At 39.4% G+C, this 12,802-nt stretch carries 14 protein-coding genes; 4 read left to right on the plus strand and 10 right to left on the minus strand.

Annotated features, from left to right (window positions below):
- Window positions 1–9: 9 nt before the first annotated feature.
- From SAE01_RS16825 to SAE01_RS16860, 8 genes are all read right to left on the minus strand, one after another.
- The gene (locus SAE01_RS16825; RefSeq protein ID WP_147204961.1) at window positions 10–309 is read right to left on the minus strand and encodes a thiamine-binding protein; all 300 of its coding nucleotides are present in this window, start codon (window positions 307–309) and stop codon (window positions 10–12) included.
- Window positions 310–520: 211 nt separating this feature from the next.
- The gene (locus tag SAE01_RS16830) at window positions 521–2,212 is read right to left on the minus strand and encodes a DEAD/DEAH box helicase (RefSeq protein ID WP_147204962.1); all 1,692 of its coding nucleotides are present in this window, start codon (window positions 2,210–2,212) and stop codon (window positions 521–523) included.
- Between the two features lie 302 nt (window positions 2,213–2,514).
- Window positions 2,515–3,411, minus strand: a complete 897-nt coding sequence (locus SAE01_RS16835) for a prephenate dehydrogenase (protein ID WP_147204963.1) — start codon at window positions 3,409–3,411, stop codon at window positions 2,515–2,517.
- Window positions 3,412–3,448: 37 nt separating this feature from the next.
- A complete protein-coding gene (locus tag SAE01_RS16840; RefSeq protein WP_147204964.1) occupies window positions 3,449–4,603 on the minus strand; it encodes a pyridoxal phosphate-dependent aminotransferase in 1,155 nt (384 codons plus the stop codon).
- A gap of 17 nt (window positions 4,604–4,620) precedes the next feature.
- The gene (locus tag SAE01_RS16845; RefSeq protein ID WP_147204965.1) at window positions 4,621–5,496 is read right to left on the minus strand and encodes a prephenate dehydratase; all 876 of its coding nucleotides are present in this window, start codon (window positions 5,494–5,496) and stop codon (window positions 4,621–4,623) included.
- Between the two features lie 464 nt (window positions 5,497–5,960).
- Window positions 5,961–6,146, minus strand: a complete 186-nt coding sequence (locus SAE01_RS16850) for a hypothetical protein (RefSeq protein ID WP_147204966.1) — start codon at window positions 6,144–6,146, stop codon at window positions 5,961–5,963.
- Window positions 6,147–6,316: 170 nt separating this feature from the next.
- The gene (locus SAE01_RS16855) at window positions 6,317–6,505 is read right to left on the minus strand and encodes a hypothetical protein (protein WP_147204967.1); all 189 of its coding nucleotides are present in this window, start codon (window positions 6,503–6,505) and stop codon (window positions 6,317–6,319) included.
- A 229-nt stretch (window positions 6,506–6,734) separates the two neighbouring features.
- Window positions 6,735–6,917 carry a hypothetical protein gene (locus SAE01_RS16860; RefSeq protein WP_147204968.1) on the minus strand — a complete coding sequence of 61 codons (183 nt, stop codon included), beginning with the start codon at window positions 6,915–6,917 and terminating at the stop codon, window positions 6,735–6,737.
- Between the two features lie 377 nt (window positions 6,918–7,294).
- On the opposite strand from SAE01_RS16860, the gene SAE01_RS16865 reads away from it, so the two are divergent.
- Both SAE01_RS16865 and SAE01_RS16870 read left to right on the plus strand, forming a co-directional pair.
- The gene (locus SAE01_RS16865) at window positions 7,295–7,861 is read left to right on the plus strand and encodes an RNA polymerase sigma factor (RefSeq protein WP_147204969.1); all 567 of its coding nucleotides are present in this window, start codon (window positions 7,295–7,297) and stop codon (window positions 7,859–7,861) included.
- A 3-nt stretch (window positions 7,862–7,864) separates the two neighbouring features.
- The gene (locus SAE01_RS16870) at window positions 7,865–8,968 is read left to right on the plus strand and encodes a S1C family serine protease (RefSeq protein WP_246113265.1); all 1,104 of its coding nucleotides are present in this window, start codon (window positions 7,865–7,867) and stop codon (window positions 8,966–8,968) included.
- 153 nt (window positions 8,969–9,121) lie between these two features.
- Here the strand turns inward: SAE01_RS16870 and SAE01_RS16875 are convergent, their stop codons facing one another.
- On the minus strand, window positions 9,122–10,027 hold the full coding sequence (locus SAE01_RS16875) for a sugar phosphate nucleotidyltransferase (RefSeq protein ID WP_147204971.1): 906 nt from the start codon (window positions 10,025–10,027) through the stop codon (window positions 9,122–9,124).
- 82 nt (window positions 10,028–10,109) lie between these two features.
- Between SAE01_RS16875 and SAE01_RS16880 the strand changes: the two genes are divergently transcribed.
- Both SAE01_RS16880 and SAE01_RS16885 read left to right on the plus strand, forming a co-directional pair.
- Window positions 10,110–11,000: a 1-aminocyclopropane-1-carboxylate deaminase/D-cysteine desulfhydrase gene (locus SAE01_RS16880; RefSeq protein ID WP_170234185.1), complete on the plus strand. Its 891-nt coding sequence runs from the start codon at window positions 10,110–10,112 to the stop codon at window positions 10,998–11,000.
- A 44-nt stretch (window positions 11,001–11,044) separates the two neighbouring features.
- The gene (locus SAE01_RS16885) at window positions 11,045–11,893 is read left to right on the plus strand and encodes a hypothetical protein (RefSeq protein ID WP_147204973.1); all 849 of its coding nucleotides are present in this window, start codon (window positions 11,045–11,047) and stop codon (window positions 11,891–11,893) included.
- An 87-nt stretch (window positions 11,894–11,980) separates the two neighbouring features.
- Here the strand turns inward: SAE01_RS16885 and lipB are convergent, their stop codons facing one another.
- Window positions 11,981–12,733, minus strand: a complete 753-nt coding sequence (gene lipB / locus SAE01_RS16890; RefSeq protein WP_147204974.1) for a lipoyl(octanoyl) transferase LipB — start codon at window positions 12,731–12,733, stop codon at window positions 11,981–11,983.
- Window positions 12,734–12,802: the final 69 nt, after the last annotated feature.

Consider the following 12,802-nt stretch of genomic DNA (forward strand, 5'->3'; position numbering starts at 1 on the left):
AATATTAATTTATAAACCAAACTTCGACACCTTTTCGTTGGCCGTGATATCGCTTTTGCTTCTCATATTTATCTGAACACTTGCGATCCATTCGCTACAATTCTTTGAGAGCAAGTGCTCGTTTACTGCATTTACTATGGCCATTACTTCTGCATATGTTCCTTCCACTACCGTTGCAAAAGGTCCAATCTCATGTTTTATTCCTGACTGTTGTATAACTACTATCGCTTCGTCAACCCATTCGTAAGGATGTTTATCCTGTACAATAGGGAGAATTTGTATGGAAGCGTTAACGAGATAGTTGTGCATCTTATTCGAGCTTACCCAACCTCCGTCTCCTCAAGGAGAGGGAGGTCGGGAGAACGTTTTTTATTTTATCTTTTGTTTCTTACACTTCAACTTGAACCTTATCCTTCATTCGCTTATCAATGCTCTGCTACTGACGTGGAAGTTCGAACTGCTTATTAAAGAACTAATTTACCGCTCCTTCTCCTGAAGAAAGAGTTGGAGCATGAGATTTCTACCCCCTGCTATTAGCATCATTCATCCTGATCCTTCTGCCTTTGAAAGTTTTGCCGTCGACCGCGCGCACCATTTTATCTGCCACGCTTTTATCTATTTCAATCCAGCTATTCATTTCCTTCATATCAATGCGTCCTAAGTTTTCTTTCTTTAGTTCGCTCATATCTAGAATAAACTGCAGGAAACTTGCCTTGTAAAAACCATCCTTGGTTCCAAGATTTACAAACAACCTTGCATAGTTGCCATCACCTCCAGAAAACTCTCTGCCTCTTGTGTCCCGGGTACGTCCATCAGCACGATCACCTCTTGAGTCACTTCGGTCTCCGCGATCGTATGGCGTTCTTTCCCTCACACGTGTATCAGTACGGGCATTAAGGTCTGAAGCATTTTCATAGTATTTTAGGAACCTGTCAAATTCTGTAGCGACCACCCTTTTCAACACTTCTTCCTTGCTTACGTCTGCAAACTTTTCTGCAAGCATGGGCATATATGTTTCGTAGTCGCCATGACTTACATCTGTTTGCAGCAACTTATCCATGAAGTAAAAAAACTGCTTACGGCAAACATCTTTACCGGAAGGAATATCTAACTTATGAAAAGGTTGTTGAACCATTTTCTCTATCTGGCGAAGCTTAAAGATCTCTCTTGAATGCACGATGGACATCGAAATTCCCTGGCTACCTGCACGACCTGTACGGCCACTTCGGTGCGTGTAAACTTCTACATCATCCGGTAGTTCGAAGTTGATCACGTGGGTTATCTCTTTCACATCAATACCACGTGCTGCCACGTCGGTTGCAATTAGAAGCTGCAATGTTTTATCGCGAAACTGTCCCATTACTGCATCACGCTGACCTTGCGATAAATCACCGTGTAATGCATCAATATCGTAACCTTCTCTTGTAAGCTTTTCCGCTATTCCTTGCGCATCAAGTTTTGTACGGGTAAAGATGATACCATACATACCGGGGTTAAAATCGATGATCCGCTTAAGCGTCTCGTAGCGATGTTGCGACGAGCATACATAATACTGGTGATCGATATTCTTATTTCCCGTATTTGCCTTACCTACCGTTACTTCGACGGGGCTTTTCATATAGCGCTTACTTACCTGTCTTACCTCAGGCGGCATTGTTGCACTAAACAACCAGGTGCTTTCACGGTTAGGGGTATTCTTTAAAATGAATTCAATATCGTCTCTAAAGCCCATGTTCAACATCTCATCCGCCTCGTCCAGCACCACGTATTTAATTTGTTCAAGGTCGATTGCTTTACGCTCAATCAGGTCAATTAAACGGCCCGGAGTAGCCACTACGATTTGAACACCTCTTCTTAAATCACGAATCTGCATGGTGATAGAAGCGCCACCATAAACAGCTACAACATGCAATCCTTTTATATGCTTTTTAAAAAGTTCAATCTCCTTTACAATCTGCATGCACAGCTCGCGTGTAGGACATACAATTAATGCTTGCGGATGCTTATTCTCTACCGAAATCAATTGCAACAATGGCAAGCCAAATGCTGCTGTTTTACCTGTACCGGTTTGAGCCAATCCCACAAAGTCAGTTGTGCCACTCAATAGCACCGGGATTGCCTGCTCCTGTATAGGGGTTGGGTTCACAAACCCCAACTCGTCGGTTGCCTGAATTAACCTTGCGTCAATTCCCAACCCTTCAAATGTCATCATATAATCTAAAATTTGCGCAAAGGTACTATTTAATTCTAGCCGTATTGCTGCTTTTGTTGTTATGTTTCTGTTGTAAGACCATTAGTTTTCGATTGATGAATGATAGTAACTCCCTCCCTCAATTTTCGCGCTTAGCTCAATCAATTTTTTCTCATTGAACAAACTGTAGCACTACTTTCGACATCGTTGTGTCACTCACTTTTGCCTTTATTTTTTTACTCAGCCTCTACTATTCGAGCTCTCTACTTTTGATGTTTTAAGAGCAATTTTCAAGACTTGAGTTAATATCATTTAATCGCCAATTATTTCAAAATCCTCCTGATTCCATTTGCATTCTCTATCAACTCCTGTAAGTATTCGTAGTTTTCTTTCTCAAGACAACTTTTAAATTTTCTAAGCTGTGTAATGTGTTCGTTAAGTACATCCAACACGTTCTCTCTGTTTTGCTTAAATATCGGAACCCACATGGCAGGGTTACTTTTTGCAAGACGAACAGTACTTTCAAAACCTCCACTGGCAAGTTCAAAAATTGCTTCATCTTCCTTCTCTTTTTCTAACACAGTATTTGCCAATGCAAAGGAAGTAATGTGAGATATATGACTCACGTAAGCAGCATGTAAATCATGAGCGGTAGCATTCATATAAATCAGGTGCATTCCTATTGCAGTATACATTTCCTGAACCATTCTTAATGCATCCTCATCAGAGTTTTCCGCATCACAGATAACCGTTGCCTTGTCTGCAAAAGCTGTCTTTACAGCTGCCGCCGGCCCGCTATATTCCGTTCCCCACATGGGGTGAGTGGCTACGTATCTTCCTCTTTTCGGATGATCCGCCACCAGACCTATCGCACTTTCTTTTGTAGAACCCATATCCATTACCACCTGATCTTGAACCTCATCTAAAATTGCTGGTAATAAGCTGTGTAAAGCATCGACCGGAACGGCTAATACAATTAAATCGCTTTTGGCAATTGCCTCTTTTATCGGCAACACTTCATCTGCAATACCAAGTTCCAGCGCTCGTTGTTGATTTTCGGGTTTATTGTCAACTGCAATTACATGTTTAGCCAGACCTCTATCTTTTAATACCAATCCCAACGATCCACCGATTAAGCCCGTACCAATAATTGTTACAGTAAGCAAGGACACCGTTTTGTCTGTATCTACCTTATTAATATGTTTTTCTGTTGAAATCATAGTCCTTCTGTTAGATCCTGTTGTAGGCTTCGTTCCATTATGCTGTTACCCGCTCCAAAGCCTCCTCAAGCACTTCTTTCTTAGCACATAAACTTATCCTGATATAACCGTTACCGTTGCTTCCGAAAATACCTCCTGGAGTAATAAATACATTCTTATCGTATAAAACTTCATCGCTCAGTTCGTAGCCGTCTTTGTACGACGAAGGTATTTTTGCCCAAACAAACATACCTACCTGAGCCTTGTCATACTTGCATTGCAACACGTCTAATAGCTGGTGAACCAATTTTCTTCTTTCTGAATAAATGCCATTTAATTGATCATACCACTCCTTGTCTAAACTCAAAGCCTTCGCCGCCGCCAATTGAACAGGCAAAAACATTCCGCTATCCATATTACTTTTAAAGCGTAAAACTTCTTCAATTCTCTCCTTCGCTCCTATCATCATTCCCACTCTCCAACCTGCCATATTACTGGCTTTGCTTAATGAATTTAATTCCAGCGCCACTTCCTTTGCGCCTTCTGCACTTAATATGCTGATAGGTTGTTCGTTAAGAATGAAACTGTATGGATTGTCGTGACAAATTAGAATATTATGTTTTTTTCCAAATGCCACAATTCTTTCAAAAAGCTCCTTTGAAGCTTGTTTGCCCGTTGGCATTTCAGGGTAGTTGATCCACATCAGTTTCACCTTGCTTAAATCAATTTCTTCTAATGCTTTAAAGTCAGGCTCCCAATTATTTTCCTCTTTCAAAGCATATTCTTTACATGTACCACCTGCCAATTTCACTGCACTGCTGTAGGTTGGATAGCCAGGATTTGGAATCAGGGCTTCATCACCCTTATTCAAATAAGTCATACAGATATGCATGATACCTTCTTTGCTTCCGATCAAAGGCAGCACCTCCATGTCTGGGTTGACATCTGCCTGATACCATTTTTTATAAAAAGCCGCCATCGCATTTCTTAAAACAGGACTGCCTTTATAGCTCTGATAGGCATGCACATTTGGTTTAGCAGCTTCTTCCTGCAGGACCTTTACAACTTCAGGATGAGGCGGCAAATCCGGACTTCCTATCCCGAGATTAATTATTTTTTTGCCTTGTTTATTTAATTCCTCAATTTCTCTCAGCTTCTGAGAAAAATAATATTCTCCAATTCCTTCCAGCCTTTCTGAAACTTTAATATCCATCCTTATGCGTTTTGCTGTTATTTTAAATTCCCTCTTTTATAAGTACCAAAGACTTTAAGCTTCGCAGTTAACGGCTTTATATCATCTACAACCTGGTTAAATTGCTCAGTGCCTTCGATCTCCATATCTGCATAAAAACCATATAGAAAATCGCTTCCTGGTATTGGCATACTTTGAAGCTTATTCATATTTACTCCATTGACTGCGATGGCCGTCAGCACCTTAGCCAGGCTGCCTTTACTATGGTCCGTTTCAAAATACACTGATGCCTTGTCTGCACCATCAACTACCATTGCTTCTCCCTTTCGTTGCACCATAAGAAAGCGTGTGTAGTTGTTTTTAAGTGTATGGATATCTGGCGCGATGATGTCCAACTCGTATAGCTCCGCAGCAAGTTTACTTGCTATAGCCGCAGTATGTTTGCTTTTATGCCGATGAATGTAACGGGCACTTAGGGCAGTATCATCAGTTTCAACCAGCTTCCAGGAATGGTGTTGTTCTAAATAATCGATGCATTGCAACAATGCCATAGGATGCGAATGAACTTCTTTTATGTCTGATAACTCTACTCCCGGATTAACCAAAAGATGTTGACGAATATGCAAGTATTTTTCCCCCACAATCGTGAGGTCGCTTTTTTGTAAAAGATTATAGTTTGGAAGAATACTACCTGCAATCGAATTTTCGATAGCCATAACTCCACCGTTGCTTTCATTTTTATCACAAGCAACTTTTATCACTTGTCTGAAGTTGTCGCAAGGAATTACTTCGACATTTTTACCAAAAAACTTTCGTGCTGCTTCCTGGTGAAAACTCCCTTCGTAACCCTGGATCGCAACTCTTAGCGGTTTCGTTAATGCCCCTGCTTTTGATTGTTTTTTCCCGTCAGACATAGTTAATAAAAAAAGTCCCGGCTGTTTGGCCGGGACTTTATATTTTGATTGTTTAGTTAGTTTTCAATCTCAATAGGCTCCCGGTCCACTTTCTAAAGTAGAAGTAATAATAAAAGCTAAACCAGGTGTTTGCTATTGTTTGTTTCATTGTGAAGTAAAAATAGGAATTGAAATAAAAAAGGCAAATTTTTTTATCTCCTTTTTACGAATTCCAAAAGTTAGACAAAGTGCTGAAGTGTGCGACGCAACAATGTTTGAGAGAGTCTTAATGCCGGATTCCAAAAAAGAAAATAACCGGGTCGTGATGCCGACTAGATACCTATTAATGCTTTGCCACATAACACAACGTACTCATATCCCTGCCGTTATACTTTTTGGCTCTGAGCAAAATTGGTTATAAAAACAGCAAAAGCTTGTGTAGCTAAGAAATATGAGCGGTCAAAAAAAGCCCCGTATAGCAAACTCTATCTTGCCTCGCTCATTCCGGTTGTGTCGGCGTTCATTTTATTACTTATTGAACTGTCTATAACTACACCTTTTGAAAAAGAAGTGTCGACTGTTGTAGAATCTGCACTTCGACTGTTAGCCGAGTTATCGTTTCCACAAGAAACAATTGCAGCAAGCGGAAGTAATAGTAAGAGCTTTTTCATATGCTTTTTTTAAAAGGTTAAAAACTCGGCCATGGAACTATGCAAAAAAAATAAGCCATCCCTAAGAATAGGGACGGCCTCTAACGATTGCTTGCCATATGAAAATCTTAACTACTTCTGCTTTGCAAGCTTTTACTACTTTTAACATAAGAGCAGAAGCATAAATTATTTTAGTGAGGAGTGCTCATACTTGTTGTGTCCGTAGACATTGCACCTGTGCCGGTAGTATCAGTACTCATTGTTCCTGTTGATGAAGATGCATCAGTAGATACAGTAGTTGAATCAGAAGTTGAAGTTGAATCTCCACCACCACATGCTGCAAATGCGCCTAAAAGGAATACGAAAAGTAACTTTTTCATTGTTTCTTGGTTTAATGTTAACGTTTAATTTAAGTGTTAATACAAGGGCCAAGGAAAAGTAACCCAAGTCATTTAATTTTTTTTTAATAAATCTTAAGAAAAAAATAAAGCCATTCCCACGAATGGAAATGGCCTTTAACGATTGCTTGCCATAAAATTCTTAGTCAACTACCTATAATGCAAGCGCCGATGTAATAAATAGATTGGCAGTTGATTTATCTAAATCGAATTAGTGAGCGATAGTTGTAGTATCTGTGCTCATTGCACCAGTTCCAGTAGTATCAGTACTCATTGTTCCTGTAGATGTAGATGCATCAGTAGATACAGTTGTAGAATCAGAAGTTGTTGTTGAATCTCCACTACCACATGCTGCGAAAGCACCTAAAACGAATACGAATAATAGTTTTTTCATTTTTCTTTGTTTTGTTTGTTTGTTTATAATTGAAGGTTAATACAATCATACGAGAAAGGTAACCCGGCTGTCAAAAAGAATTTTTTGATTTAAAGCAATAAAAAAAACTTCAGCAAAAATGCGGTCTGATTTATTGTAACGCCATCAACGATTACTTTACTTTCTGTTGAAGTATTAGTGCTTCAATCAATAATAAAATCACGCATAAACTACCACTAACTAGTTTTCCATTTTCCAGGAATTCATAGATTTTTTGTTAATAAATTTTCGAGTCAAACCATATTGTTTAGAAGGTAAGCTTGAACAAGCAGTATTTTTGAAATCGATAAAAATCCGTGGGTTACTTTAGCAATAAAGCGGTATTAAATAAAACATCTGTGAAAGCCGAAATCAACGAACAGGTATTACTTAAGGGACTGGCTAAAAGTGATGCAAAGGCTATTGAGACTATATATAAGAATAATTTTAGCATGGTGCAGTCGTTTGTTTTAAATAACAATGGAACTTACGACGACGCTAGAGATATTTTTCAGGAGGCAATGATTGTGTTATATGAAAATGCAAAAACAGACTCATTTGTCTTAACCTGCCAGATAAAAACTTATGTGTACAGTATATGTAGAAGGCTTTGGCTAAAGCGGTTGCAACATCTTAACAGGTATACTAGTCCTGCTGAAAGTCTTGAAGAAACTGTTGCCGTTGAAGAAGATCTCGAATACCAGGAAAAACTGAATGCAGATTTTGCAATCATGGAACGAGCGCTGGGAAGCCTGGGAGAACCTTGCAGAAGTTTACTTGAAGCCTACTACCTGCAGAAGAAAGATATGACGGACATCGCCACAAGTTTTGGATATACCAACGCCGATAATGCAAAGAACCAGAAGTATAAGTGTCTGCTAAGATTGAAAAAACTATTTTTTTCGCAATATAACATAGGAGAATAAGTGATGGATGACATTTTACTATTAGACACTACTGAACGATACCTGAAAGGTGAGCTTAGTGCTGCCGAAAAGGCTGACTTTGAACAGTTGCGTCGAACCACGCCCGAGGTAGACCAAATGGTGGTCGAGCATAACATGTTCCTACACCAGATAACGGCTTTCGGGGAAAACCGTGAATACAAACACCAGCTTTATGAAGTTCATGAACGTCTTGAAGAGACGGGAGAAATTTCTAATGGTGTAGTTACCGGTGAAGGAAAAGTTGTTCAATTATGGAAGCGGTATAAAAAGGTTACAAGCATTGCTGCGACTATTGCAAGCGTTACAGCTTTGGTAATCAGCGCACTGGTTAGTTATTTTTCTCCTACAAACAAAGGTGAGATTGTACAGCTTAACCGTAAGATTAACCAGGTGATGCATAGCTACAATGTGCAGAGCAAGCAGTTGAATGAGCTGAAGTCAAAGGTGCCAATGTATGAGAAAGCGCTGAATGGTGGTACAAGCTTTCTTATAGATGGCAGCGGATTTCTTATTACTAACGCTCATGTCGTGAAAGGTTCATCAACGATCCTTGTTCAAAATAATAAGGGACAGGAGTTTAAAGCCGTGATTGCTCATATTGACAACATGAAAGATCTTGCCATCCTAAAGATTGACGATGAAGATTTCAAATCCTTTCCAAGCCTGCCCTATAGAATTCGTAGAGGCACAACTGACCTAGGTGAACCAATTTATACTCTTGGGTTTCCAAAAGACGAGATTGTGTATAATGAAGGTTACATGAGTGCCAAAACAGGTTACAATGGAGACACCATGAGTTACCAGATCGCGGTGAGCGCAAATCCTGGCAATAGTGGCGGTCCGGTCTTTAATAGAAATGGTGAAGTGATTGGTATCCTAAGTACGTCTCAACCTACTGCGCAAGGAGTTGTTTTTGCAATTAAATCTAGAAACGTTTACCAGGCTATTGACTCTCTTAAGAAGGAAGATACCAGCTATCAAAATTTGAAGGCATCTTCAGTTTCAAGTTTAAAGGGATTAGACAGAGTTCAACAAATAAAGCAAATACAAGATTGTGTTTTCATGGTAAAAAGTTTTACCAAGTAAATCTGATTTGACAGCAATAAAAAATCCTGCTAAGTTCTTAGCAGGATTTTTTATTAGAAGAAATTTGTTTGTACTAAGCTTTATAAAATAAATTAGGCATTGTTGCGTCGCGCACTTTTACTCCTGTAGTTTACTCAGCATTTACAACTAGTATTATTGCGCCATTAAGTTATTCGGATATTCTCCGGACTGCACTAACGTGTCAATACTTTTTTGAACGCCGGGAGCATCTTCTTTATAAGTAACACCGAACCACTGTGCATCAGTTGGTATAACCTTAATAACACCTAAACCCGATTTAATATAATTATCACCAACCAGGGGAATAAAGAATTCCGCTTTAGGCTTGTTTATATTTTCAGCTAAAAACTCCTGGAACTGCTTTTCGATAATCGGAAATATAGCCGGAGAAAAGCCAAAGAAGTTCATGCTTACTAAGCTGTCTTCGCTTACTTCATGTAAACCTGTTTCATCTTCGTAAGTAATTTTTCCCTGTTCGTTCCGGTAAATGCTCGTACGCTCATTAATTGAAATCAGGTTGTTGTTTTCATCTGCCTCACAAACTCCGCGGCTAACACTTCCATTTTCGCTAAGTGTCTTCTTCAGTTGGTAGCCGATAATACATTGGGCTTTTTCACTAACGTCGGTAGTTAAGAAATCATAGGCTTTTTGAAAAGCGTCTCTTCCGTAAAAATCATCTGCATTGATCACTGCAAAAGGCTCTTTGACTGTTTCTTTGCAACACAAAACTGCGTGCGCCGTTCCCCAAGGTTTTGTTCTCTCTGTAGGAACCTGCTGGTTGCCTAAAAAAGATTGTAAGCTTTGAAAAACATAATCTGTCTCGATTTTTCCTTTGAGCTTTGGTTCGAATATACTTTTAAAGTTTTCTGCAAAGTCTTCCCTGATAATAAAAACCACTTTCTTAAACCCTGCCCTGATAGCATCATAAATAGAATAATCCATAATGGTTTCCCCTGAAGGACCAAAAGATTGGATTTGTTTCATACTTCCATATCGGCTTGCCATACCTGCCGCTAAAATCACTAGTGTTGGTTGCATATTGAATTTTTAAACTTTGCGAAACTAATTTATACTGCTCATGCAGCAAATAATTTTGTTGACTTTTGCAAAAACGATACCAGTGGATCTAAGTTCAATTGATGTTCAGCGTATAGAAGCAGAATGGCTTATAGATAACGATGTTTCACTGGATGTTGTAAGGCTCGACAAAATGGATGCAGTCGTAAGCGGAAACAAATGGTTCAAGCTTAAATATTATTTATTAGAAGCACAAAAGCAGCAAAAGACTGTTATAGCAACTTTTGGTGGCGCATGGTCAAATCATATTATCGCGACAGCTTTCGCTGCAAAGCAAGCCGGGTTAAAAAGCGTGGGAATCATTCGGGGCGAAAAACCAGGCGTTCTATCCTACACGCTTATTAAGGCAATAGAATTTGATATGGAACTGCATTATGTCAGCAGAGATCAGTATCAAAGAAAACAAGAGATAGTAACCTCCTTTTTAAATGAGAATTGGTTCTGGGTAGATGAAGGAGGCTATGGAAAGACAGGAGCAAAAGGTGCCTCTGAAATTTTAAAAACAGTAAGGGTATCCGCATATACTCATATCGTTGCCGCTGTTGGAACGGGAACAATGTTGGCCGGACTAGTTATGGGAAGTACAAAAAATGAATCAATAATCGGCATAAGCTCGATGAAGGGCAATTATAGTATCGAGGAAAAGATAAGGGATTTGCTGGAACAGGAAAATGGCGAAGCTTTGTTTGAAATTAAACATGATTATCATTTCGGTGGTTACGGAAAACATCCCGAGGAATTGATTGCTTATATTAATGACGTTTATTATAAACATAGCCTGCCGCTTGACATTGTTTACACAGGTAAAACTTTTTACGCCATCGAGGACCTGGTGAAGAAAAAATACTTTGAAGCAGGAAGCAAAGTACTGATGATTCATAGTGGAGGTCTGCAGGGAAACGAGAGTTTAGGGGCAAAAGTCTTAGCATTTTAATTATTCTTCACCCATTATCTTTGCCGCAATAATTGAAAAAGAAGTTGAAAAAATTCATTAGCCTGGTACTTGTCATGTTTATAGCAAGCAGGTTATTTAGCCAGGATACATTACCAAAATTTACAATTACCGAAAGAGGCGATAAGGTAACGGTGAGTTGGACAAATCCGTATCAACGTATGGTGCAGTTAAACATTCAAAGGTCTTATGACAGCTTGAAGAACTTCTCCACCGTGTATTCTGCAACCTCGCCCCAGCTTCCGCAAAATGGTTTCACAGATCCAAGGCCGGCGACTAATCGTACTTTCTATCGTATTTTTTATGTGCTCGAAGGAGGCTCCTACTTTTTTTCGAGATCGAAGCGAGCTTTTGGATCGGCACCAGTAGCGGCTGCGCCTGTTGACAATTCAAGAGATGTTGCCAATGCAAGAGATTTGACAAACGGTGCTTTTAATAATCCCATCGCTGGTGATAAAAGAATGGTGGCAATAAAAATAAAGGATTCGATTTTCAGGAAGCTGCCAGTGACTGCGTTCAGAAGTTTCAGGGACAGTATTCTCCGTCAAACGAAGGATACGATCTATTCAATTAATGACACTTCGATAGGGCTCAGCCCTTTTGTGGTGGTTGAGATTTACAAGACGTCGTCGTATGTCTTCATTAGTAAAGACGGCTACATAAATGTATCCGTCCCGCAGGTGAACGACAAGAAATATCATGTGAAGTTTTTCGAAGAAAATGGGACTGCGCTTTTTGAAATCCATATGGTAAAAGAATCTCCCTTAATTCTTGATAAATCGAATTTCATCCACTCAGGATGGTTTTTATTTGAACTGTACGAGGACAATAAATTAAAAGAGAAAAACCGGTTGTTTGTACCGAAAGAATTTTAGAAATTCTCACATTAGTCCACTTAAGCTTTAAACCTTTCAAGCACGTTTTTTTTAAGAGAGAATAATTTGGTTGACGTGAGAGACAGCTCACAAAGCAAGAGACTCGGATGCAGCAGGTTGTATCTCGACATCAAAAATTTTTTCGAAATTAGTTTTCACTTTCTCTTTCACTTCTTCCATAGGCAACTCGTAGCCCAGTTCTTTTTGCAGTGAGGTCACCTGCTTATTTTGAATGCCGCAGGGAACGATATAATTAAAATAGTCTAAATCAGTATTTATATTAAATGCAAAACCATGCATCGTAATCCAGCGGCTGCAACGGATGCCCATTGCACAAATTTTTCTTTCTCTGCCCCCAATGTCAGGGTCTAGCCATACACCGGTTTCGCCTTTGCTTCTTTCGCCTTTTAAACCGTATTCAGCTATTGTAAGAATGATTACTTCTTCAAGACTTCTTAAATACCACCCGAGGTCTGTTTTGAATTTTTCAAGATCCATAATTGGGTATCCTACCAGCTGGCCCGGGCCATGGAAGGTTATATCGCCTCCCCTGTTTATTTTAAAAAAATCGATGCCTTTATTCTGCCTGTCTTCTTCGCTAATTAAAACGTTAGCAATGTCACCGCTTTTGCCAAGAGTATAGACAGGGCTATGTTCTACGAAAAGAAGATGGTTTGTTGTTGAGCGAGTTGTTGAATGTGAAGTTTCCTGATGACCTGGTAAGCCTCGTGCCGCAGCTTTTATCGATGAGTTTTGCTGTAAATATTGCTCCTGCAAATCCCATGTTTCTTTGTACGGTTGATCTTTGCCCAGATCTGTGAATAAAACAAGTTGTTTCATGAACAGGCAAAGTTATAGCATACATAGCAGTTGCAGAATTACAACGGACTGAAGGTTTCCAAGGATTTG

It is taken from the genome of Segetibacter aerophilus (assembly GCF_007991655.1).
Lineage (GTDB): Bacteria > Bacteroidota > Bacteroidia > Chitinophagales > Chitinophagaceae > Segetibacter > Segetibacter aerophilus.